Source organism: Brevibacterium iodinum ATCC 49514 (genome assembly GCF_900169265.1).
Taxonomy (GTDB): Bacteria; Actinomycetota; Actinomycetes; order Actinomycetales; family Brevibacteriaceae; genus Brevibacterium; species Brevibacterium iodinum.
In genome coordinates this window covers 82,819-105,125 of the sequence record NZ_FXYX01000002.1, presented here as the reverse complement: position 1 = coordinate 105,125, position 22,307 = coordinate 82,819, and the positions used below count along the sequence as shown (strand labels likewise).

At 65.9% G+C, this 22,307-nt stretch carries 19 protein-coding genes and 1 tRNA gene; 13 read left to right on the top strand and 7 right to left on the bottom strand.

Features of this window, described 5'->3' with window-relative positions; translation table 11 throughout:
• Window positions 1-12 precede the first annotated feature (12 nt).
• Complete coding sequence (locus BI49514_RS03260) at window positions 13-681, bottom strand: class I SAM-dependent methyltransferase (protein WP_101544250.1); 669 nt, start codon at window positions 679-681, stop codon at window positions 13-15.
• 428 nt (window positions 682-1,109) lie between these two features.
• Here BI49514_RS03260 and BI49514_RS03255 point away from each other — a divergent pair, with 428 nt between their 5' ends.
• From BI49514_RS03255 to metX, 5 genes are all read left to right on the top strand, one after another.
• Window positions 1,110-1,880 (top strand): DNA recombination/repair protein RecA, encoded by a 771-nt coding sequence (locus tag BI49514_RS03255; RefSeq protein ID WP_244195107.1) that lies wholly within the window; start codon window positions 1,110-1,112, stop codon window positions 1,878-1,880.
• Entirely contained in the window at window positions 1,870-3,495 is a 1,626-nt protein-coding gene (locus BI49514_RS03250) for a Y-family DNA polymerase (protein WP_101544249.1), read from the top strand. Before BI49514_RS03255 ends, BI49514_RS03250 begins: the two co-directional genes overlap by 11 nt.
• Before the next feature lie 65 nt (window positions 3,496-3,560).
• Window positions 3,561-7,007, top strand: a complete 3,447-nt coding sequence (locus tag BI49514_RS03245; RefSeq protein ID WP_101544247.1) for an error-prone DNA polymerase — start codon at window positions 3,561-3,563, stop codon at window positions 7,005-7,007.
• 263 nt (window positions 7,008-7,270) lie between these two features.
• Window positions 7,271-8,593, top strand: coding sequence for an O-acetylhomoserine aminocarboxypropyltransferase/cysteine synthase family protein (locus tag BI49514_RS03240; RefSeq protein ID WP_101544246.1), 1,323 nt, complete (start codon window positions 7,271-7,273; stop codon window positions 8,591-8,593).
• A 1-nt stretch (window position 8,594) separates the two neighbouring features.
• Complete coding sequence (gene metX, locus BI49514_RS03235) at window positions 8,595-9,629, top strand: homoserine O-acetyltransferase MetX (RefSeq protein ID WP_101544244.1); 1,035 nt, start codon at window positions 8,595-8,597, stop codon at window positions 9,627-9,629.
• Window positions 9,630-9,758: 129 nt separating this feature from the next.
• Here the strand turns inward: metX and BI49514_RS03230 are convergent, their stop codons facing one another.
• Both BI49514_RS03230 and BI49514_RS03225 read right to left on the bottom strand, forming a co-directional pair.
• The gene (locus BI49514_RS03230) at window positions 9,759-11,798 is read right to left on the bottom strand and encodes an acyl-CoA dehydrogenase family protein (protein ID WP_101544242.1); all 2,040 of its coding nucleotides are present in this window, start codon (window positions 11,796-11,798) and stop codon (window positions 9,759-9,761) included.
• The gene (locus tag BI49514_RS03225; RefSeq protein WP_101544241.1) at window positions 11,795-12,406 is read right to left on the bottom strand and encodes a TetR/AcrR family transcriptional regulator; all 612 of its coding nucleotides are present in this window, start codon (window positions 12,404-12,406) and stop codon (window positions 11,795-11,797) included. The genes BI49514_RS03230 and BI49514_RS03225 overlap by 4 nt, the downstream gene beginning before the upstream one ends.
• Before the next feature lie 58 nt (window positions 12,407-12,464).
• Between BI49514_RS03225 and BI49514_RS03220 the strand changes: the two genes are divergently transcribed.
• From BI49514_RS03220 to BI49514_RS03200, 5 genes are all read left to right on the top strand, one after another.
• On the top strand, window positions 12,465-13,754 hold the full coding sequence (locus BI49514_RS03220; protein ID WP_101544239.1) for an acetyl-CoA C-acetyltransferase: 1,290 nt from the start codon (window positions 12,465-12,467) through the stop codon (window positions 13,752-13,754).
• Window positions 13,751-15,103, top strand: a complete 1,353-nt coding sequence (locus tag BI49514_RS03215) for a 3-oxoacyl-ACP reductase (RefSeq protein WP_101544238.1) — start codon at window positions 13,751-13,753, stop codon at window positions 15,101-15,103. The genes BI49514_RS03220 and BI49514_RS03215 overlap by 4 nt, the downstream gene beginning before the upstream one ends.
• Window positions 15,104-15,114: 11 nt before the next feature.
• Window positions 15,115-15,951 carry a MaoC family dehydratase gene (locus BI49514_RS03210; protein ID WP_244195106.1) on the top strand — a complete coding sequence of 279 codons (837 nt, stop codon included), beginning with the start codon at window positions 15,115-15,117 and terminating at the stop codon, window positions 15,949-15,951.
• A gap of 84 nt (window positions 15,952-16,035) precedes the next feature.
• Window positions 16,036-16,123, top strand: a tRNA-Leu gene (locus BI49514_RS03205).
• 146 nt (window positions 16,124-16,269) lie between these two features.
• A complete protein-coding gene (locus BI49514_RS03200; protein ID WP_244195105.1) occupies window positions 16,270-17,577 on the top strand; it encodes a M20/M25/M40 family metallo-hydrolase in 1,308 nt (435 codons plus the stop codon).
• Here BI49514_RS03200 and BI49514_RS03195 read toward each other — a convergent pair.
• Complete coding sequence (locus BI49514_RS03195) at window positions 17,531-18,538, bottom strand: DMT family transporter (RefSeq protein WP_101544233.1); 1,008 nt, start codon at window positions 18,536-18,538, stop codon at window positions 17,531-17,533. The two genes, BI49514_RS03200 and BI49514_RS03195, sit on opposite strands and share 47 nt — an antisense overlap.
• 4 nt (window positions 18,539-18,542) lie before the next feature.
• Window positions 18,543-18,725, bottom strand: a complete 183-nt coding sequence (locus BI49514_RS03190) for a DUF5703 family protein (protein ID WP_101544231.1) — start codon at window positions 18,723-18,725, stop codon at window positions 18,543-18,545.
• Between the two features lie 58 nt (window positions 18,726-18,783).
• On the opposite strand from BI49514_RS03190, the gene BI49514_RS03185 reads away from it, so the two are divergent.
• Window positions 18,784-19,497, top strand: a complete 714-nt coding sequence (locus BI49514_RS03185; RefSeq protein ID WP_101544229.1) for a histidine phosphatase family protein — start codon at window positions 18,784-18,786, stop codon at window positions 19,495-19,497.
• Window positions 19,498-19,575: 78 nt separating this feature from the next.
• Here BI49514_RS03185 and BI49514_RS03180 read toward each other — a convergent pair whose 3' ends face one another.
• Window positions 19,576-20,412: an undecaprenyl-diphosphate phosphatase gene (locus tag BI49514_RS03180; protein WP_101544228.1), complete on the bottom strand. Its 837-nt coding sequence runs from the start codon at window positions 20,410-20,412 to the stop codon at window positions 19,576-19,578.
• A 69-nt stretch (window positions 20,413-20,481) separates the two neighbouring features.
• On the opposite strand from BI49514_RS03180, the gene BI49514_RS03175 reads away from it, so the two are divergent.
• Window positions 20,482-21,396: an aldo/keto reductase gene (locus BI49514_RS03175; RefSeq protein WP_101544226.1), complete on the top strand. Its 915-nt coding sequence runs from the start codon at window positions 20,482-20,484 to the stop codon at window positions 21,394-21,396.
• Window positions 21,397-21,425: 29 nt separating this feature from the next.
• Here the strand turns inward: BI49514_RS03175 and BI49514_RS03170 are convergent, their stop codons facing one another.
• Window positions 21,426-21,686, bottom strand: a complete 261-nt coding sequence (locus tag BI49514_RS03170; RefSeq protein ID WP_025778383.1) for a hypothetical protein — start codon at window positions 21,684-21,686, stop codon at window positions 21,426-21,428.
• 57 nt (window positions 21,687-21,743) lie between these two features.
• Between BI49514_RS03170 and BI49514_RS03165 the strand changes: the two genes are divergently transcribed.
• On the top strand, window positions 21,744-22,307 hold the full coding sequence (locus BI49514_RS03165) for a DUF3090 family protein (protein WP_115614059.1): 564 nt from the start codon (window positions 21,744-21,746) through the stop codon (window positions 22,305-22,307).

Below are 22,307 nucleotides of genomic sequence, written 5' to 3'. Positions count from 1 at the left end.
CATCTTCTCACCTCAGAGGCTGGCCTTACGAACGAGGAGGTACCCCTGCCTGGTCGCTTCCGGGAAACGACCTGTCCGGTCGGGTTCGCGTTCGATGCGGGTGGCAGGAATGAAGCCGTGCGGTTCGAGCGCGGTGAGCACGTCGTCGATCGAGCGGCGGTGGAAGTCGAGATCGACGCCGAAGCCGGCGAGATCGGAGAAATGATCGACCCGGCCCCCGAGCTGGAACGCCAGCTGGAACCAGCTGCCCGGACGAAGGACACGGGCCGCCTCGGCGAAGGCGAGGACAAGCTCATCGTCCGGGACGTGGATCGTCGAGTACCAGGCGACGAGACCGGAGAAGGACTCATCGGCATAGGGCAGGGCGGCCATCGACCCGACGTCGAACTGATGCATCGGATAGAGGCTCTGAGCGAGTTCGATCATGGCAGGGGAGAGGTCGAGTCCGCGCGGTTCGAGTCCGAGAGCGGCGAGGAACGTCGTGATGCGACCGGGCCCGCAGCCCATGTCGAGGACCTCCGCTGAGCCCGTGCCGAGGACGAGCTCGGAGAAGGCCCCGAGAACGGCGCGGTCATGCGGTTTGGCGGTGAGCTCATCGGCGACCCAGTCCGTGTAGGTCCGGGCGATCGCATCATAGGAGTCACGCGTGGCCGCTTCGCGGATGCGGGCTTCGTCAGTCATGACGTCACCCTACCCGTCGGCGCTGACACCACCGGTGTAAGGCAGTTCGGCGACTTTCGGGACACACCTGGTTCGGTTCGGTCACCTGAAGAAACGAAACTCAATCGAATCTCGGCAATGATCGAGCGCTGAAGACTGTCTTGCTCGAATTCTGGCGTCAGTGCCGAATCCTAGAGTGGAGGCACGGTCGGTGGTCATGGGGATCGCCGGACCGGAGGGCCGAAGCGGCCGCGGGAGGGGAGCGCCATGAGAGACGATGAGCCGAATGCGGCGGAGGCGGCCGACCCGGGAGTCGGCGGTGAGTGCTGCGGCTTTGACCTCGTTTTGCTACCGCATGAAGGCTCGAAGCCGAATGGCGACACGCCCGGGAAGGCAAAGCTGTTGTCTGAATCTTGCCAATTTAGAACATCAGTTCGATAATGGATGTCATGTCAGCAGCACCGGTCATCGAACAGCTCAGTCGGGAGACGGGGATCTCCACCGCTGCGGCACTGTTCGACAAGATCCCACCCCATCCGGTGGATCCTGTGCTCTCTCCGCTGTTCCGTCGCGGCGGGCTGCCGCGTGGGGAACTCGTCACCGTCACCGGTGAGCTGTCGCTGAGCTGCGGCCTGGCGACGATCGCTGCGGCGACCCGGGAACAGAAGTGGTGTGCCGGCATCGGGCTCGGCGAACCGTCCGTGTCCTCGATCGCCGACCTCGGTGTCGATCTCGACCATTTCGTCAACCTCGCGACCCCTGGTGAGGACTGGCTGCGAGTGGCGTCGATCCTCATCGAATCCTTCGACATCATCCTCGTCGACCCCGGCTTCGCCCCGAGCGCGTCGGAACGGGCCCGACTCCTGGCGAAGATCCGTGAACGACGAATGAGCCTCATCAGCCTCCGACCTCTTTCCGGCAGTACGGAGCAGATCGAGATCACCGACACTCGCTGGTCGGGTGCCGAACACGGTCACGGCCGTCTGCAGTCCTGCCTCGTCCGTGCTCGTTCACAGACGGGAACCCACCGGTTCCTGCTGCCGGGACCGTCAGGGACTCCCGCCAGAGTCCCCGCGGGGACGCTGGAAGTGGTGGCAGACGGCGGAGCGTCCAAGGCTCCGACAACGGATCTGGGCACAGATCCGGCCACGGACACGGACGACGATCCTCGGTGGTCGACGATCACACAGCTGCGGCAGGTGATCAGCCATGTCGGATGAGTCCGGCCGCACCCTCGTGCTCACCGTTCCCGACTGGCCGGCGGTGGCCGCCGCGGTCGAACACGACATCGCACCGGGCCGCCCTGTCGCGGTCCTCCACGCCGGCAAGGTCATCGCCGCCGATGCTCCGGCCCGTGCCGCCGGAATCACCGCCGGGAACAACAAACGCGCTGTGGGATACCGCTGTCCGGAAGCCCACATCGCGGTCTGGGACGAAGAGGCCGACAACCGACATTTCAGTGCCGGGGTCGGTGCCCTCGACAACCTCGTCGCACGGTTCACCCTGCTCAGCCCGGGAACATTGGCGATCCCTCTCGACTCGCTCAGACACGGCTACGCCGACGAAGCCGATGCGGTCGAGACACTGGTCTCGGCGCTTGTCGATGACACCGGATGGGAGTTCTTCCCCGGGATCGCCGACACCGTCTTCGCCGCGGTCCTCGCCGCCGGACAGGCGCGCCGCGTCGAACCCGGACAGACCGTGGACTTCCTCTCCGCCCAGCCGATCACCACCCTGGAATACGCCGGCGCCGAGGCGACCGCGCTGATCGAGGTCTTCCTGCAGCTGGGGCTGCACACCCTCGGTGACCTCGCCCGCCTCGCGACCAAAGATGTGAACGCACGCTTCGGCGCCTTCGGTCGGCATCTGCACGACCTGGCCTCCGGGCGGGCAGGAGCCCCGCTCGCCGATCATGTCCGCGGCGAACAGCTCGACGTCGAACTCGACCTCGATGCCCCGACGACCCGCAGCGATACCCTCGGCTTCCTCGCCCGCCAGCTCGGTGCCGACCTGCTGGCCAAGGTGCGCAGACAGGGGCTGGTCTGCACCCAGATCACGATCGAACTCGATGCCGCGGGCGGCCAGTCCTCGTCCCGGACCTGGCGGATCGAGGACATGCAGGAGAATGCGATCGCCGACCGCCTGCGGTGGCAGGCCGAAGGCTGGCTGGCGGGAGTGGGCCGGGGTTCGCCTCCGGGACAGAACCCCCGCACGGCGCAGCCTGACCCGCAGGAACTCGACATCGTCGACGAGCCGGCACCCGACGCCGAGGACTTCTCCGACGACGGCATCATCGCGCTGCGCCTCATCGCGGCCGAACTGACCACCCCGATCGGTGCCACACGCAGCCTGTTCGACGAGAACACCGGGCAGATCACCCATACGCTCGAGCGTCTGCAGGGACTGTTCGGTCCCGATGCCGTCCTGGTTCCGGGCATCCAAGGCGGGTGGGACCCGGCAGAGACGAACCTGTGGACCCCGTGGCAGCAGGCGGCCGTCCCCGAACGCAGCCCTGACGCTCCCTGGCCCGGTGCTCTGCACGCACCCCGTCCGACGACCGTCGAACACTCCGCCGTCGACGTGCTCGCCGCGGACGGCTCACCGGTGGAAGCACGCCCCTCGGGGCTGGGTGCGGCCCCGGCGACGATCAGATTCCCCACCGGGCAGACCGAGACCATCACCGACTACTCCGGTTCCTGGCCCATCGAATCCGGATGGTGGGACCCGAACCGAGCCGTCTACCGTACCCGGCTGCAGGTGGTCACCGATGCCGGACGTGCCCTTCTGCTGAGCAAAGAGCACGGTCAGTGGTACCTCACCGGCCGTTACCGCTGACCGGCAACCTGCCGACCAACGACTCCAACTGAGAGAACGACCCCACCTGAGAGGAGGAGATCCCGATGGGATTCTCGAACCCGCGCACACCGTGGTCGAAGCTGGCCCGCCGCCTCGAGGGCAAGGACATCCGGTCTTCCCCGGCGGACAAACAGCCTGCTGGCGAGAACTCGGCAGGAGAACAGCCTGTCGACAAGCATGCCGACGGCTCCGATGCCCCTGCGTTCTCCCGCCCCGACCGCTACCAAGTCTCGGTCGGCCCCGGCGGTTCGGACGGACGCAGCCGCTATCAGGAGTCGGCTGGCGCCGGCAGCGCTCAGGGGCCGAACCGCGGACCGGGACTGCTGCGGAAGCAGGTCGACTGGGCGGAGCTGCATGTGCACTCCCAGTTCAGCTTCCTCGACGGAGCCTCCGACCCCGAAGAGCTCGTCGCCGCCGGCGCCGCCGCCGGGCTGAGCTCCCTGGCGCTGACCGACCACAACGGACTCTACGGTGCCGTCCGCTTCGCCCATGCCGCCGACGAGGCGGGACTGGACACCGTGTTCGGCTCCGAACTGTCCATCGGGCTGGCCGAGAAGATCCCCGGACAGACCGACCCCGATGCCACCCACCTGCTCGTCCTCGCCCGCAGCGTCGAGGGCTACCACCAGCTCTCTCAGGTCATCACCGAGGCAAACCTGCGCGGTGAGAAGAACCGTCCGCTCTTCGACCTCGAAGAACTCGCGGCCGAGGACGGAGACTGGATGATCCTCACCGGCTGTCGCAAAGGACCGCTGCGACGAGCCTTGGGCGACGATGACGGCGGGCTCAGCGCTCTGCGCGAACTCACCGCACTCTTCGGACCCGACCGGGTCGCCGTCGAACTCAGCCGGGACGGAACCCCGGATGACGACGAGAGGCTGCGCCACCTCGGCGATCTGGCCCAGCGGACGGGCTTGCCGATCATCGCCAGCAATGCCGTCCACTTCGCCACCCGGGCCGAGTGGAAGTCGGCTCAGGTCCGCGCCTCGGTGCGGTCGCGGAAGCCCCTGGACGAACTGGCCGGATGGCTGCCGGCGACGGCGAGCGCACGCATCCACACCGGTGAGGAGATGCTCGCACGCTTCCCTCGGCAAGCTGTGGACAATGCGGTGCGGATCGGCCAGGACTGCTCCTTCGTCCTCTCCTCGGCCCGCCCCGACCTGCCGAAGGCGCCGATGCCCGATGAGACCGAGGGAGAGACGTATCTGCGCAGCCTCATCGCCGAACGCGGCCGCACCCGCTACGGATCCCGAGCAGAGCACCCGCGGGCCTGGGAGCAGCTGGACCGGGAGATGGACATGATCGCCCAACTGGGCTTCTGCGGCTACTTCCTCATCGTCTTCGACATCACCGAATTCTGCCGCAATATGGGCATCTTCTGCCAAGGGCGGGGATCGGCGGCGAATTCCGCGGTCTGCTACGTCCTCGGCATCACCGCCGTCGACGCCGTCAAACACGGACTGCTCTTCGACCGGTTCCTGTCCCCGGACCGCAAGGGGTACCCGGACATCGACATCGACATCGAATCCGGCCGCCGCGAAGAGGTCATCCAGTACGTCTACGACCATTTCGGCCGCGACCGGGCCGCCCAGGTCGCCAATGTCATCACCTACCGTGCGAAATCGGCCATTCGGGACGCCGCCTTCAGCCTCGGCTATGCCCCCGGCCAGCAGGATGCGTTCTCGAAGTCGAGCAACCGGTGGTCGAGCCTGCCCGATGTCGAGGACTCACCGGTGCCCGCGCCGGTGCTCAAGGTCGCCGAGGATCTGCTCGGCTCACCGCGCCATCTGGGCATCCACTCCGGCGGGATGATCCTGGCCGACCGTGCCATCGGCGAAGTCGTGCCGATCGAGAAGGCGACGATGGGCCACCGCACCGTCGTCCAGTGGGACAAGGACGACTGCGCGGCCATGGACCTGGTCAAGTTCGACCTGCTCGGTCTGGGCATGCTCACCGCCCTGCACGAGATGGTCGGACTCGTCCACCGTCACACCGGAGTCCTCATCGACCGGGCGGAGATCGATGACGACGACGAAGCCGTCTACGAGATGCTCTGCCGCGCCGACGCGATCGGGGTCTTCCAAGTCGAATCCCGCGCCCAGCTGGCCACCCTGCCTCGGCTGCGTCCGAGAACGTTCTACGACCTAGCCGTCCAGGTCGCCCTCATCCGACCGGGGCCGATCCAAGGCGGCTCCGTCCACCCCTATATCCGCAGACGGCAGGGTCTGGATGAGGTCGAATACCTCCACCCGCTGCTCGAGAAGTCCTTGGCCAAGACCTGCGGGGTCCCTCTGTTCCAAGAGCAGCTCATGCAGATGGCCATCGACGTCGGTGGGTTCACCGGGGCCGATGCCGACCGGCTGCGGCAGGCCATGGGCTCCCGCCGGTCGGAGAAGCGGATGGCCGAACTCGCCGAGAAGTTCCGCACCGGAGCGCGTGCGCGCGGAGTCGACGCGGAGACCGCCGAGGCGATCTTTGCCACCATCGCCGCCTTCGCGAACTACGGGTTCCCCGAATCGCATGCCATCAGCTTCGCGAACCTCGTCTATCAGTCCGCCTGGTTCAAGTACCATCACCACGCCGCCTTCACCGCCGGACTGCTGCGCAGCCAGCCGATGGGCTTCTACTCCCCGCAGTCGCTCATCGCCGACGCCCGCCGGCACGGAGTGCCGCTCCTGCCCGTCGACATCCGCCGGTCCCAGGCGGCCACGGACCTCGAACGGGTCGCAGAGGCAGGGGATGGGGACACCGCCTCGGCGGGGGAGGACAAGGACACGACCGCCTCAGCGGGGGAGCTGGGGATCCGCTTGGGACTGGACACGGTCGCGCATGTCGGCTCCTTCGCCGAGGTGATCGTGACCGAACGCGAGAATGCACTGTTCACCTCGGTGGCGGACCTGGCCGAACGCACCGGCATCGGCAAGCAGGCCCTGGAATCGCTGGCCACGGCCGGGGCCCTGTCCGGATTCGACCTGGACCGACGGCAGGCCCTGTGGCTGGCCGGGGGAGTCGCCGGTGCCCATCCGGGGCTGCTGCCGGGAACGGCGAGCGTGGACTCGGCTCCGAGCCTGCCGGTCATGGATGCCTTCGATACGACCTTGGCCGAGCTGTTCTCCACCGGGATCACCGTCGACGGCTACCCCACGGAGATGATGCGTGAGACGCTTCGCGCCCGCGGATACTCATCGACCGCGGATGCGGCCGCCGCCGCAGACGGAACCCGGATGACGGTGGCCGCGATCGTCACCCATCGGCAGCGCCCGGCCACCGCCTCGGGGATCACCTTCATCAACCTCGAAGACGAATTCGGGATGCTCAACGTCGTAGCCACGGCCGGGCTGATGAAACGCTTCCGCACGGTCGCGACCTCCCGCAACGCCCTCGTCGTCACCGGACTCATCCAGCGCGGGGGAGATGTGGTCAGCCTCTACGCCCACAAACTCGTCCCCCTCGAGGTGCAGCTGCCGACGAAGGCGCGGAACTTCCGGTGAACGTCGGCACTGCACACGTGTGGCAACCGCACACGTGTGACAACTGGCCACGTGCGACAAGGGCATCGCCCGTACGCGACGGGATGACAGCACGGCGCAGGCACGCCAGATGACAGCTGCACGGCACGGTGTGACGAAACATGACACACGATGACGCAAACATGACACACAGGCGGGCGCCAGCCGGCGAAGTCGATGACAGTAGACACATCGCATCGCCTCAACCAGCGACACCGCCACCGCACTCACACAGGAGAGTCACCATGACCCAGGCATTCGAAACCCGCCAGATCCATGCCGGACAGGTCCCCGATCCGACCACCGGTTCGCGCGCCCTGCCCATCCACCAGACCACCTCATTCGTGTTCAACGACGCGAATCATGCCGCAGCGCGCTTTGCGCTGACCGATGTCGGCCCCGTCTACAGCCGCCTGACGAACCCGACGAACGAGGTCGTCGAGAACCGGATCGCCGATCTCGAAGGCGGCGTCTACGCCGTCCTCACCGCCTCGGGCCAGTCCGCGGCCTTCCTCGCGATCACGAACGTCGCTGGAGCCGGCGACCACATCGTCGCGAGCTCCAGCCTCTACGGCGGAACCGTCAACCTCCTCGACGTCACCCTGCGCAAGCTCGGCATCGACACCACCTTCGTCGACGTCGACGACCACGAGGCATGGAAGAACGCGATCCAGGACAACACCAAGATCCTCTTCGGCGAGGTCGTGTCGAACCCGCGCTCAGACATCCTCGACATCGAAGCGATCGCGGGAATCGCCCATGAAGCCGGTGTGCCGCTCATCGTCGACAACACCCTGGCCAGCCCCTACCTCGTGCGTCCGATCGAACACGGCGCCGACGTCGTCCTCCATTCCGCCACGAAGTACCTCGGCGGCCACGGCAACTCCGTTGCCGGTGTCCTCGTCGACAGCGGCAACTTCGACTACGGCGCACAGCCGGAGAAGTTCCCCGGCTTCAACGAACCCGACGCTTCCTACAACGGACTCGTCTTCGCTCGCGACCTCGGCGCCGGCGGAGCTTTCGGGGTGAACGTGTCCTTCGGACTCAAGGCACGCGTGCAGGGTCTGCGCGACCTCGGACCCTCGCTCAGCCCGACGAACGCGTTCCTGCTGGCCCAGGGCATCGAGACCCTGAGCCTGCGCATCGAACGCCACGTGGAGAACGCGAACAAGGTCGCCGCCTACCTCGAAGCCCACGACCAGGTCGACCGCGTCGCCTACGCCGGACTCGAGTCGAGCCCCTGGAACGGCCTGGCCAAGAAGTACCTGCCGAACGGCGTGGGTTCGGTGCTCGCCTTCGACATCGCCGGCGGATACGACGCCGCTGTGGCCTTCGTCGACGCCCTCGAACTGCACTCGCTGGTGGCGAACATCGGCGACGTCCGCTCGCTCGTCATCCACCCGGCCTCGACCACGCACGCACAGCTGGACGAGGAAGCCCAGAAGGCCGCCGGAGTGAACCCGGCACTGGTCCGCCTGTCAGTGGGCATCGAAGGCGTCGACGACATCATCGGCGACCTCGACAAGGGCTTCGCGGCAGCAGCGGCGAAGGCGCAGACCGCGGCCTGAGATGACCACCCAGAGCACTTCCGTCGAACGGATCCTCGGCTTCGGTACGGACTCGGGACACACCTTCGGCACGGTCGAGATCGCCTATGAGACCTTCGGCACTCTCAACGCCGACCGGTCCAATGCGATCCTCATCGAGCATGCTCTGACCGGCGATTCCCGCGTCACCGAATGGTGGGCGGGTGTCGTCGGCCCCGGGGAAGCCATTGACACCGACAAGTACTTCGTGGTGTGTGCGAACTCCCTCGGAGGCTGCTCGGGAACGACCGGGCCGCAGTCGTCCTATGATGACGGCCTGGCCTACGGCTCCCGATTCCCTCGGGTCTCGATCCGCGACATGGCACGTCTGGAGCACAATCTCGCCCAGATCCTCGGCATCGACTCCTGGGTCGCCGTCATCGGCGGATCCATGGGAGGTGCGCGAGCGCTCGAGTTCGCTCTGTTGGATTCCAGGAAGGTCCGCAAGTGCGCGGTCATCGCCGCACCGGCCTTCTGCGAAGCCGACCAGATCGCCTGGGCGATGATGCAGGAACGTGCGATCGAACTCGACGCCGACTACTATTCCGGTGACTATTCGGCCGTCGGCAGCTTCCCCGGTCATGGTCTCGGCCTGGCTCGGCAGATCGCGCACCTGACGTATCGCAACGATGCCGACCTGAACGAACGCTTCTCCCGTCGGCTGCGTTCGGAGGACTACTACGAGGTGACCTCGTACCTGGACCATCAGGCCAAGAAGCTCACAGCCCGGTTCGATCCGCACAGCTATATCGTGCTCACACGTGCCCTGCGCGACCATGATGTGCGCCGAGGTCGCTCCTCTGACCTCACGGTCGCACTGGCCGACGCCTGTACCGACAACCTCGTGGTCTCCGTGTCCTCGGATCGGCTGTTCCCGCCGGAACAGGTGGGCGTCCTCGCCGAGGCGCTGCCAGGGAGAGTGCGACACCACATCATCGACTCTCCGGTCGGTCACGACGGGTTCCTCACCGAGACAGAGAAGATCTCCGCGGTGCTCGCCGACTTCCTCGCCGACTGAGACCGACGGGGCTGGCTGGCGACGAGCGCATGCGCCAGACAGCGACCCGAATCTCCCCAAGCACCAGAAGACCCCCGCAGACCGTTCGCTGCGGGGGTCTTCTGGTGTGCCCGGATCACGGGCCCGCGGTCACCGTGCGGCGGCCTTCGCCTTCTTCTCCGCGGCCTTGCGCAGCTGCTTCTCGTCGACCGGGAAGTCCTGACGAGCCCGCGCCCGACGGTAGTAGTCGGCGGCCTCTGCCTGACGCTCGGCTTCAACACCTGAGGCGATCGTGGCCCGACGGTGGACATCCGAATAGCCGAATGCTTCGACGAGGTCGAGGGCATTGGCCGCGAGCTTCTTGCACAGACGGTCCAGCGTCTCATTGATCTGGCGTGCACGCGACATCGGCAGGCGACCGTACATGAGGTGCCAGGCCATGTGCTTCTCGATCAGTCCGAGACCGTAGGTGTCACGCAGACGACGGAAGGCCTTGGCCTGATCGGCGTCGGTCTGCTCCTTCATCTTCTCGTCCAGTGCCTTCCACTTCTCGAGCTCGACATAGGCTCGTGCCATCTCGATGAGCTCATGCTGGTGGACGTTGAACAGATCGGCTGCCTGCGCGGCCGGCATCTTCGTTGCAGGCCGCAGCGCCTGGGCGACTCCGGCGACCATGACCTCCAGGCGCGTTTCGAGCAAGGTCAGCTGCAGGCGTCCCGACCTGATCCGCTTGTCGCCGAGGTTCGGGGTCAGCGCATCCGAGATCGCCCGTCCGGCATTGGCCAGACCGGTGCGGTAGAGCGTATGTTCGGCGGCCTGGGTGCCGATGAAGCGAGCGGCTCCGCCGACGTCGAGGTTCGCGAATTCCTTGGCGTAGTCGCCGAGGAGGCGCTTGGCCACGAGCTGCAGCAGCACCGTGTTGTCGCCTTCGAAGGTGACGTAGACGTCGAGGTCGGCGCGCAGCCCCACGAGGCGGTTCTCCGCCATGAATCCGGCACCGCCGCAAGCCTCACGGCATTCCTGGATGACGTCGAGCGCCATCCAGGTCGAGTCGGCCTTGAACGCAGCCGCCCGGGTCTCGAGCAGAGCCCGGTTCTCCTCGGAGTCATCGGCTCCGGCGAAGACCTCTTCGAAGGAGGACAGCAGCTTCTCGTGCGCGAACGCCGAGGCGTAGACGGCGGCGAGGGCAGGCATGAGGCGACGCTGATGCTGGCCGTAGTCGAGCAGAGTCGTCTCGGCGAAGTCATCGCCGGCCGTAAACTGCTTGCGTTCGAGTCCGTAGCGCACGGCGATGTCGAGGGCGATCTTCGATGCGACCACGGAGGCGCCGTCGAGCGAGACCCTGCCCTGGACCAGGGTGCCGAGCATCGTGAAGAAGCGGCGTCCCGGCGACTCGATGGGGGAGGAGTACGTGCCGTCGGCGGTGACGTCTCCATAGCGATTGAGGAGGTTCGTGCGCGGGATCCGCACGGAGTCGAAGGCGAGGCGACCATTGTCGACTCCCTTGAGCCCGCCCTTGTAGCCGTCGTCTTCGATCGAGACTCCCGGCATCGGCTCACCGGCCTCGTCGCGGACGGGCACGAAGAAGGCATGCACCCCGTGCTTGATGCCCTTGGTGATGAGCTGAGCGAAGACGACGGCGGCCCGGGCGTCGCGGGCGGCGTTGCCGATGTACTCCTTCGTTGCGGCCCGGAAGGGGGTCTCGACGACGAACTCTTCGGTCGCCTCATCGTAGGTGGCGGTGGTCGCCACGTTCGCCACATCGGATCCGTGCCCGATCTCCGTCATCGCGAACGAACCCAGCAGACGGCCGGACTGCGCGTCGAGCAGCCACTTCTGATGCTGTTCCTTATCCCCGAGATGGAGGATCGCTCCGCCGAAGAGTCCGAACTGGACGCCGGCCTTGATCTGCAGGCTCGGGTTGGCCGTGACGGTCTCTTCGAACCCGGCGACGTTCGTGGCGTGTTCGTTCTTTCCGCCCATCTCCGGTGACAGCCCGGTCATCGGCAGTCCGGTCTCGGCCATCATCATGACCCCGTCGAGGGTCTTCGCCCGTGCGGTGTCGAGATCATCGGCCGGATCGTCATGGGTCGACGACGCTTCGGCCAGGGTCCTTCCGAGTCGGCGAGCTTCTGCCCAATGTCCGTCGAGGACGTCGTTGATGGCTTTCGGGTCAAGAGACAGCTTCATTGTTCTACTCCTCGTTGTTCGGGCAGGGTTGCCCAGAGCCAATGGGTGATGGTGGTGGCGAATTCCTCGGGCCGGTCCGGTCGGGACAGCCACGTCTCGGTGGCGGCGCTGACGAAACCGATCGCTCCGGCCGACCACAGCCGAGCCTGCTCCCCGCTCAGACCGAGGCGTTCGGCCAGCTGCCCGGCAACGGAATTGAAGAAACCGCCGGTCTCCTCGGGCGCGAACCGGTTGACTGCGGTGTCGCAGAAGCGATACACGTTCGGGGAATTCCCGGCGAGCGTGACGAATGCGCGGATCATCGCGGCCAGGGACTCCTGCGCCGCGGCTGAGCCCTCGCCCTTCGCCGAGGCGGCCGCGGCCTCATCGAGAGACCGGACGATGACGCCCATCGCCCATTCGCCCATGGCCGCCTGCAGACCTGCCCGGTCGGTGAAGTATCGGTAGAGCACCGACTTCGACGTCCCGGTCGCGTCCGAGATCTGCTCCATCGATATATCGTCGCCGTACTCGTCGACGATGAGCCGCACGGAACGCAGAAGTTCGCGACGACGCTCATCGCGATGCTTCTGCCATCTCGTCGAGCGGCCGTCTGTGATCGATTTCATGTAACCGACAGTATCAGGTACTGTCGGTATCGGCTAAATCAACCACTCGGAGGTGCACATGTCCGCTCCCAACAACCCCGCCGTCATCCTCGGCGGCAACCGAATTCCCTTCGCCCGCTCGAACAAGCAGTACTCGAAGGCCACGAACCTCGATATGCTCACCTCGGCCATCGACGGGCTCGTCGCCCGCTTCGGCCTGGCCGGAGAGAACATCGGTGAAGTCGCCGGAGGTGCAGTCCTCAAGCATTCGAAGGACTTCAACCTCACCCGCGAGGCCGTGCTCGGCTCCGCGCTGGCTCCGACGACCCCCGCCTTCGATCTCGGTCAGGCCTGCGCCACCGGACTCGAAGCCGTGGTCAGCCTCAACAACAAGATCAATGCCGGACAGATCGAGTCCGGAATCGCCTCGGGCGTGGATTCGACCTCAGACGCTCCGATCGTCGTCAACGATTCGATGCGCGAGATCCTCCTCGAACTCACCCGCGCGAAGACGATGATGCAGAAGGCGAAGATCGCCTCGCAGATCCGTCCGGCCTACCTCGCGCCTCAGGCTCCGAGCACGGGCGAACCCCGCACGGGCCTGAGCATGGGCGAGCATCAGGCGATCACCACCGCGGCCTGGGGCATCACCCGGCAGGCTCAGGACGAGCTCGCGGTGGCCTCCCACAAGAACCTCGCCTCGGCCTGGGAATCCGGATTCTTCGACGACCTCACCACCCCGTACCTCGGGGTCAGCCGCGATACGAACATGCGTGCCGACTCGACCGTGGAATCCCTGGCGAAGCTCAGCCCGGTCTTCGGCAGGAAGCTCGCCGCCGAGGCGACCATGACCGCCGGCAATTCGACTCCGCTGACCGATGGTGCCTCCTCGGTGCTGCTGGGCAGCGAGGACTGGGCCGCCGAACACGGATTCACCCCGCTGGCGCGCCTCGTCGATGCCGAAGCCGCTGCCGTGGACTTCGTCGACGGTGCCGAAGGGCTGCTCATGGCCCCGGCCTATGCGGTCCCGCGTCTGCTGGCCCGCAACGGGCTGACCTTCGACGACTTCGATGTCTTCGAGATCCACGAAGCCTTCGCCTCCACTGTGCTCTCGCACATGGCCGCCTGGGAATCCGAAGAGTTCTGCAAGGACAAGGCCGGACTGGATGCGGCACTGGGCAGCATCGACCGCGACAAGCTCAACCCGCTGGGCTCGAGCCTGGCCGCAGGTCACCCGTTCGCGGCTACCGGCGGGCGCATCATCGCCACCACCGCCAAGTACCTGAAAACCACCGGTAAGAAGAGGTCCCTCGTCTCGATCTGCGCTGCAGGCGGCCAGGGACTCACTGCGATTGTGGAGGCAGCATGAAAGACACCTATCTCTCCCTCGTCAACGGACCGCTGAAGCAGGTTGCGAAGACCCTCGGCCTGCCGCAGCCGGTCGAACTCAACCGCTTCGGCAGAACACCGGCCTCGTATGAGAACAAGCCGGTCCTCGTCCTCGGCACCGGTTCCGGTGCCCAGAGCATCGCGGACCTGCTGCTGGAGAACGGCCTTGAGGTCCGCCGCAACGCCCAGACCGGTGAGAAGGTGCGCGCCGTCATCGCCGTCCTCGACGATGCCCAGTCCCCGGCCGACCTGTCGCCGGTCGTCCTCGAAGTCGGTGCCGCTCTGCGCTCATTGGCTGCCTGCGGTCGAGTGATCACAATCTCGACGGCACCGGATGCGCACAACCAGACACCGGAGCAGGCCGCCACCGCCCAGGGCATCACCGGCTTCACCCGGTCGGTCGCCCACGAGATGCGCGCCGGCGCCACCGCCAACGGGATCCTCCTCGACGGCGTCGACCTCACCGCTCCCTCGGTCGCTTCAGCACTGTGGTTCCTGCTCTCGGGCAAGTCCGCCTACGTCTCCGGTCAGTTCCTCACCGTGTCTTCGGATGCTGGTCAGCGACTCAGCCTCAAAGAGTTCATGTCGACCGGTGAGGTCGGCCCCTTGGCCGGTCGCACCGCCGTGGTCACCGGTGCCGCACGCGGAATCGGAGCCGCGATCGCCGAAAACCTCGCTCGCGACGGCGCCTACGTCATCGGTGTGGATATGCCGCAGGCCGGTCAGGCGCTGGCGCAGGTGATGAACCGGATCGGCGGCAAGACGCTGCACCTCGATATCACCGCAGCCGATGCGGCCGAGAAGATCGCCGACGCCCTCGGCGGACCGGTGGACATCCTCGTCCACAATGCCGGAATCACTCGGGACAAGCTGCTCGCGAACATGGATGCCGCGAAATGGGACTCGGTCATCGCCGTCAATATCGCCGCTCAGGCCGTGGTGAACGCCCATCTCGCGGACAAGGGACTCTTCGCTGACGGCGCTCAGGTCGTCTCGCTGGCTTCGACGTCGGGTATCGCCGGCAACCGCGGGCAGACGAACTACGCGACCTCGAAGGCCGGCGTCATCGGGCTCACGGCCGCCTCGGCGGAGGACTTCGCCGCCCGCGGGGGAGCGATCAATGCGGTGGCACCCGGCTTCATCGAAACGGATATGACCGCGAAGATGCCGACCCTCACACGCCAGGTCGCGCGCCGGCTCTCGAGCCTGCAGCAGGGCGGGCAGCCGGTCGATGTGGCCGAAGCCATCGGCTTCCTCGCATCCAGCGGTGCCCGCGGCATCAACGGACAGACGCTGCGCGTATGCGGTCAGAACATGGTGGGTGCATGATGGCGGATTCGATGCTTCCCATCTATGCCCGTGCACTGTTCAAGACCCTGCCGGTGGGCCCGCGCACCGGTCCGGAGCTGCCGGATCATGCGATCGATCGCAGCATTCCGCTCGAACCGGTCGCCTATGCGGGATTCGCCCACGTCGTCGGCCACGGTCTGGACGATATCGTCCACCCCGGCTACCTGCACATCCTCGGTTTCCCGCTGAGCATGCAGCTGCTGGCCGACCCCGAAGTGCCGCTGCCGATGATGGGGATGGTCCACATCCACAACCGCGTCGATATGCATTCGCGGGCCCGCCTCGGCGAGGTTGTGGACTTCCACCTCGAGCTTGCCGGTCCCTTCGAGCACACGAAGGGCACAACGATCGAGGTTCGCCTCGAGGCGAAGGTCGATGGGCGTCCCGTAATGGACGAGGTGTCGACGTACCTGGCCAAGGGGCGGAAGCTCTCCGGAGCCAAGCCGAAGGCACAGGTGCCGCACCTCGAGTTCACGGCGCCCCAGCCCAGTGCCCTGTGGCGTCTGGATCCGATCATCGGTCAGCGCTATGCGAAGGTCTCCGGTGACTACAACCCGATCCACCTCAACGGTCTCGCCGCGAAGGGATTCGGATTTCCGCGGCAGATCGCCCATGGGATGTACAGCGCCTCCCGGGCGTTCTCGGCGATGGATCCGCGGCTCGAGTCCTACCGCTGGGATGTGTCCTTCGCGAAGCCGATCCTGCTGCCCGGCACGGTCGGCTATGCGCTGACCGAAGGGCGTCGTCACGAGGCTGCGCAGTCGGCCGTCTTCGACCTGAAGAACGGCAAACCGCACGTCCTCTCGCGGGTGGCACACCTCGAATGATGGCGTGATAAGTGCAGTGCGTCACAAAAGCCGATTTCGATTTTGCGACACCGTTTCGCGCATGTAGAGTTATCTCTGTTGCCAGCGCGAGTGGCGGAATTGGTAGACGCGCTAGCTTGAGGTGCTAGTGCCCAACTTATCGGGCGTGGGGGTTCAAGTCCCCCTTCGCGCACAACGAGGAGATGGCCTCCGGATTTCGATCCGGAGGCCATCTTCGTATTCGGCAGTCGGAGACAGGCTCGCGGGTGGGATACGGTGGTGACTGTCAGGCCGATCACAGCACCGCCGCGTGATCGAACCACCATGGAGGAGAGTCCCGTGTTTGATTTCAGCGCCGCAGAGGACGAAGTCACCGAACTGTGCCGTCAGCTCATCCGCATCGACACTCAGAATTGGGGCGCGAACAAAGCCAACCCGGAGCTGCCGGCCGCCGAACTCATCGCGTCCTGGCTTGCCGAGGTGGACCTGAAGTCCGAAATCGTCGAATCCTCACCGGGTCGGGCCAATCTCGTCGCCCGTGTGAAGGGCTCCGATCCGGAGGCTCCGGCTCTCGTCGTCCACGGCCACACCGACGTCGTTCCGGCGGCCGCGGAGGACTGGAGCGTCGACCCCTTCGAAGGAGTTGTCAAAGACGGCCTGCTGTGGGGCCGCGGAGCGGTGGACATGAAGAACATGGACGCGATGATCGTCGCGTCCGTCCGCGCCATGCTCCGCCAGGGACTCACCCCGCGTCGGGACTTCGTGATCGCGTTCTTCGCCGACGAGGAGGCCGGAGGAAACTACGGGGCGCGCCATATGGTGCGCAACCGTCCCGAGCTGTTCTCCGGGGCCACCGAGGCGATTTCGGAGGTGGGCGGCTACTCCGTCGACGTCCGCGGCCAGCGTGTCTATCTCATCCAGACCGCCGAGAAGGGATTAGCCTGGCTCAACCTCGTCGCCCACGGCACCGCCGGACACGGATCTCAGCGCAACGACGACAATCCCGTCACGCGGCTCGCAGCCGCGATCACCAGGATCGGCAACCACCCGTGGCCGCAGGAGATCCCCCTGGCCACACGGAAACTGCTCGAAGGCGTCTCGGAGCTCACGGGAATCGAGTTCACCGCAGAGACGATTCCGCAGCTGCTTGCCGAACTGGGTTCGGTCGAGAAGTTCGTGGCACCGACCCTGCAGAACACCTCCAACCCGTCGTTCCTCGAAGCCGGATACAAACACAACGTCATTCCCGGCACCGCGACCGCCTGCGTCGACTGCCGCACTCTGCCGGGACAGCACGAGGACGTCATGCTCAAGATCAAGGAACTCGCGGGGGAGGGAATCGACATCACCGCCGAGGATGAAGGCGAGGCGCTCGAGTCACCGTTCGACACGCCGTTGGTCGCGCAGATGCAGAAGAGCCTGCTCGCCGACGACCCGAGCGCGAACGTCCTGCCCTACACGCTGTCGGGAGGCACGGACAACAAGTCGATGGCCGAGCTCGGCATCACCGGCTACGGCTTCGCCCCGCTCCAGCTGACCGGCGACCTCGACTTCCCCGCAATGTTCCACGGCGTCGACGAGAGGGTGCCGATTTCGGCGCTCAAGTTCGGGACGCGGGTCCTCGGCGACTTCCTGATGAAGGCCTGACCGCTGACGAGGGCCCGGCCGGCACCGGCAGAATCGTCACGACGATGCCGATGAGCACTCCGATGGCGCTGAGCACCGTGGTCAGCGTGACATCGGAGCCGGGAATCGGCAGCAGCACATCGAGGGCCAATGCCCCGACGAGGTTGCCGAAGAGCGCGAACAGGCTGAGCAGAAGCACGCCCAGCCTGGCCACGGTGACCGTCGTCAGGGCGATGAAGACCACCCCGAAGGCCCCACCGAGCAGGGTCCACCACTGATCCGGCGCGGTCGGGAATCCGCGCCAGGGATGTCCGGCCACGAGCAGGACGAATGTGCCGATGACGAGTGCCGCGAACCCGACCGTGAAGTTCACCGTCGTCGCGACCACCGCCGAATCGGTGGCAGCCCGGATATGGCCGTTGAACGCCTGCTGGACACTCGTCAGTGCTCCGGAGACGAGCGGGAGCAGGGGAGTCCACAGCGGAATCCCCGACTGCAGACGGTCACCGGCGGCGAAGGCCAGGGAAGCGAGGACGATGACCACGCCGAGGATGCGCAGGATGCCCAGACGCTGACGGCCGCCAGGCGGCAGCTCGGTGGCATCGACGCTGAGCCCGCCGGTGACCTGGCCGGAGACGAACGCCATCGTGAACATGGCAACGCCGATCCACGGAATGGTCGTGGCCTGTGCGATGACGACGAGACAGCCGCTCAAGCCGCCGAGGAGCATCCACCAGGGGAGCGCACGGTCCCGCAGCAGCGCGATGAGACGTCGGCCGGCAGCACGGGATTCGGCCGAGAGAGCCAAGGCGATGCCGACGCAGAGGAGACCGACGAAGAACGAGACGAGCGCGGCGAAGACGGCGTGGCCGAGCATCTGCCCGAGCAGACCGTTCGCTCGTCCCTGGAGGGACATGGCCGCTCCCGCAGTGATCGTGACGAGGCCGGCAGTGAGAACAGGAACCAGGGAAGGCGACCTCACACCATCAGCTGCTCATCGTCAATGGCATGATCTTCCGGCGCAGCCACACGGTGCGGACTCCGCCGACGGAGATGCGGGTGCGGGCGAGCTCCCATTGGCCGTATTCCGCCTGGTCGTTGAGTTCCTGCAGACTGGCCGACCGCGGCACATCACGAGAGAACGAGACCTTCCGGAACTCGTATGTCATACGTGGACGCTGACGTTTCATAGCCTCACCCTAGACGATCTGGGCTAATCTTGAGGGTATGCCCGTCATCGTTCTGCTGCGGCACGGCCTCTCCAGCGCCAACGTCTCCGGAATCCTGGCCGGACGTGCCCCAGGCGTGTCCCTCACCGATGAGGGAATCCGGGCGCTGCGGGCCAATCTCGAACTTCTGCCGCAGCGGCACTTCACCCACCTTGTGCATTCGCCCCTGCAGCGCTGCGAACAGACCGCATCGATCGCGGCCGAAACAGCTGACTTCGATCGCATCGACGTCGACGAGGCCGTCATCGAGCTCGACTACGGCGAATGGACGGGCCGGCCACTCAAGGAACTGGGCGAGGAGCCTCTGTGGGCGACCGTAGTGAAGTCGGCATCGCAGGCCAGGTTCCCCGGAGGGGAATCCATCACCGAGGCGGCCGAGCGTTCCACAGCTCGCGTCCGCGATCTCGTGGCCCAGCTGCGTGAGGACGAACGTGCCGATGCCGAATCCCGGGCCGATGCAGAACCCACGGACGGTACCGAGAAATCGGCGCCGCCTCGGTGGGCGATGATCGTCTCCCATGGAGACATCATCAAGGCGATCATCGCCGACGCCCTGGGGATGCCGCTGGATGATTTCCAACGGCTGAGCGTCGCTCCCGGGTCGTTCACGGTCATCGACTTCTCCGGTGACAGGCCGGTGCTCGCGGCGATGTCGGTGACCGCTGCCGGACTCGCCCAATCGGCCGCCGTCGGCGGCGGCGGAATGCGCTGATCCCGGCACTCAGGAGCGAATGCCGGGATCAGATGATGCTGGAGTGTCGGACGACAGCCCGACATGAAATGCGCGGGCTCAGACTGCTGCGAGGACTCCGGTGCCGAGCAGGATGTAGAGGACGATGCCCAGGGCCACGCGGTACCAGACGAAGATGGCGAAGGACTTCGTCTCCACGTACTTGAGGAACCAGTGGATGACGACGAGACCGAGAGCGAACGAAATCACTGTGGCGAGGATCGTCGGTCCCCAGTCGAGAACCATGGCTTCACTGCGACCGAGAGTCTGCGCCACACCGTAGAGACCGGAACCGACGACGGCGGGAATGGCGAGCAGGAACGAGTAGCGAGCCGCCGCTGGGCGATCGAAGCCCATGAAACGGCCGGCCATGATCGTGCCGCCCGAGCGTGACACGCCGGGAATGACGGCGAGCGCCTGGGCGAAGCCGAACAGAATGCCCTGACCCCAGTTCATGTCCTCGAGGGTGCGTTCGCGTTTCCCGGCCCAGTCGGCGATGCCGATGATGAGACCGAAGACGATGAGCATCGTCGCGGTGATCCACAGGCTGCGCAGAGCACCCTCGATGTAGTCCTGGAAGAGCAGGCCGATGATGACGATGGGGATCGAGCCGACGATGATGAGCCAGCCGAGGCGCACCTCGGGGTCCTTGCGATCATGCTTGCCGACGAGTGCCTTGCACCATTTAGAGATGATTGTGACGATATCGCGCCAGAAGTAGACGACGACGGCCGCCTCGGTGCCGATCTGGATGATGGCGGTGAAGAACGCGCCCGGATCCGAACCGGGCAGCATGAGTTCGCCGACGATGCGCACATGCGCCGAGGAGGAGATCGGGAGGAACTCGGTGAGTGCCTGCACGATTCCGAGCACGGCAGCGACCAGCCAGTCGTACATACGACTCCTTGAGAATATGAGGTGGGAACGAAACCACGGTAGTCGCAGCATCGGGTAACCTCAAGAAGCATGAAGCACCAACGCCTCGGCACTACCGGTCTGGACGTCAGCGATGTGGGTCTCGGGACCTTCGAGTGGGGGCACCGGGTCGATGACCAGGTCGCCCAGCGCCTTGTCGATGGGTACAAAGACGCAGGTGGCAACCTCATCGAGCTGCCCAGCTCGGCTACGATCTCCGCCGAGGTGCTCGGACGGCTGAGACTTCCCGAAGAGATTCTGCTGCTGGCCCGGGTGGGCGTGTCTATCAGTGAACCCGGCCACATCGAGGCCGGACTCGGGCGCTCCAGAATCCTCAGCCAAGTCGATTCCCTGCTGCGCACAGTCGGTCGCGACCACCTCGACGTGCTCGTCCTCGACGTCTTCGATGCCGAGGTCGACCGTGCCGAGACCGCATCGGCGGTCGAGACCCTGCTCACTCTCGGGAAGATCCGCTACGTGGGCGTGTCCCACCACACCGGTTGGCAGCTGGCGGAGATGCGCGGGGCCGGGATTCCGGTCGCGTGTGCTGTCGCAGAATACTCGCTGCTCAACCGCGAGGCCGAGGCAGAGCTCGTTCCGGCCGCCGACTATGCGGGAGTCTCATTCATTGCCGGAGCAGGACTGGGTCGCGGAGTGCTCACTGACAAGTACCGGAACGCGACTCCCCAGGATTCGCGGTTGGCGGGCGAGCTGAGCGAATACGCCGGTGCCTACCTCGACGAGCGGTCGAATCGGGTGCTTGCCGGCGTCCGTCGTGCTGCGACCGCTCTGGGCGTGTCGACATTGGACATCGCCCTGGCCTTCAACCGGCAGCACGGCATCGCGAGCACTCTGGTCTCGCCGCGCACTTCGGCACAGTTGGCCGAGGTCACCGCCAGCGAGGTCGAACTGGCGGATGAGATCGCCGAGGTGCTCGACCAGATCTCCTGGGGTCCGTCGGACTAGAGCGGCAGGTCCGACCCTCTGTCAGGCCCTCAGTCGTCCTCGTCGTCATCGTCGAGGAGGAACTCGTCATCGTCCTTGGCATCCTCGACATCATCGAAGAGCTCGAATGGGGTGACTTCGTCGAACGCGGTGTAGATCGCGTCTTCGTAGATTTCGAAGGCATCGGCCAAAGCCATATAAGCGGCTTCGACTCGGGGGTCTTGGTCACCGTTGCGGTGCGCGGATGCAGCGTAGTGCTCTCTCACTGCTTCGAGGAATGCGTCCAGGGCCTCACGAGGATCAGTGCTCATGACTCAAATGTATCCCAGGCCGGACCGACATGTAAGTCTTTGAACTAGGCTGAAGACATGGCAGCTCTGTACGACCACCCCACACCCGATCGTTTCGTCGTCGGCACAATCGGACTCCCCGGTGAGAGGACGTTCCTCCTCCAGGCGAAGTCCGGCAACGCGCTGACGACCGTGGTCGTCGAGAAGGAGCAGGTCGAAATCCTCTCCGACCGGATCACCGAACTGCTCGACATGGTGATGATCAAGGATCCGGCCGCGCGGGTGCCGCAGACGGCTCTCGACGATCTCATCGACAACGCCGGTCTCAACGTCCCCATCGAACCGGAGTTCCGCGTCGGCACGATGAGCCTGGGGTGGGACACCGTCAAGCACGAACTCGTCATCGAATGCTTCGAACTCACCGAGGCGGACGCCCAGGCCGGTACTTCTGCCGACCCCGATGACGACGAGGTCGAACGCGAAGTCCTGCGCATCGTCCTCGACGCAGCCGCCGCCCGAGAATTCGCCCGCCGCGGAGAACAGGTCGTCAGCGCCGGACGCGGAGACTGCCCGTTCTGCTCCCTCCCGCTCGAACCCGACGGCCATCTGTGCCCCCGTGCCAACGGGATCCCGCGCGCCTGA

Bases quoted from the DNA above. Each gene is read 5' to 3' on its own strand.
- BI49514_RS03260 (WP_101544250.1), bottom strand. From the start codon at position 681: ATGACTGACGAAGCCCGCATCCGCGAAGCGGCCACGCGTGACTCCTAT.
- BI49514_RS03255 (WP_244195107.1), top strand. From the start codon at position 1,110: ATGTCAGCAGCACCGGTCATCGAACAGCTCAGTCGGGAGACGGGGATC.
- BI49514_RS03250 (WP_101544249.1), top strand. From the start codon at position 1,870: ATGTCGGATGAGTCCGGCCGCACCCTCGTGCTCACCGTTCCCGACTGG.
- BI49514_RS03245 (WP_101544247.1), top strand. From the start codon at position 3,561: ATGGGATTCTCGAACCCGCGCACACCGTGGTCGAAGCTGGCCCGCCGC.
- BI49514_RS03240 (WP_101544246.1), top strand. From the start codon at position 7,271: ATGACCCAGGCATTCGAAACCCGCCAGATCCATGCCGGACAGGTCCCC.
- metX (WP_101544244.1), top strand. From the start codon at position 8,595: ATGACCACCCAGAGCACTTCCGTCGAACGGATCCTCGGCTTCGGTACG.
- BI49514_RS03230 (WP_101544242.1), bottom strand. From the start codon at position 11,798: ATGAAGCTGTCTCTTGACCCGAAAGCCATCAACGACGTCCTCGACGGA.
- BI49514_RS03225 (WP_101544241.1), bottom strand. From the start codon at position 12,406: ATGAAATCGATCACAGACGGCCGCTCGACGAGATGGCAGAAGCATCGC.
- BI49514_RS03220 (WP_101544239.1), top strand. From the start codon at position 12,465: ATGTCCGCTCCCAACAACCCCGCCGTCATCCTCGGCGGCAACCGAATT.
- BI49514_RS03215 (WP_101544238.1), top strand. From the start codon at position 13,751: ATGAAAGACACCTATCTCTCCCTCGTCAACGGACCGCTGAAGCAGGTT.
- BI49514_RS03210 (WP_244195106.1), top strand. From the start codon at position 15,115: ATGCTTCCCATCTATGCCCGTGCACTGTTCAAGACCCTGCCGGTGGGC.
- BI49514_RS03190 (WP_101544231.1), bottom strand. From the start codon at position 18,725: ATGACATACGAGTTCCGGAAGGTCTCGTTCTCTCGTGATGTGCCGCGG.
- BI49514_RS03185 (WP_101544229.1), top strand. From the start codon at position 18,784: ATGCCCGTCATCGTTCTGCTGCGGCACGGCCTCTCCAGCGCCAACGTC.
- BI49514_RS03180 (WP_101544228.1), bottom strand. From the start codon at position 20,412: ATGTACGACTGGCTGGTCGCTGCCGTGCTCGGAATCGTGCAGGCACTC.
- BI49514_RS03175 (WP_101544226.1), top strand. From the start codon at position 20,482: ATGAAGCACCAACGCCTCGGCACTACCGGTCTGGACGTCAGCGATGTG.
- BI49514_RS03170 (WP_025778383.1), bottom strand. From the start codon at position 21,686: ATGAGCACTGATCCTCGTGAGGCCCTGGACGCATTCCTCGAAGCAGTG.
- BI49514_RS03165 (WP_115614059.1), top strand. From the start codon at position 21,744: ATGGCAGCTCTGTACGACCACCCCACACCCGATCGTTTCGTCGTCGGC.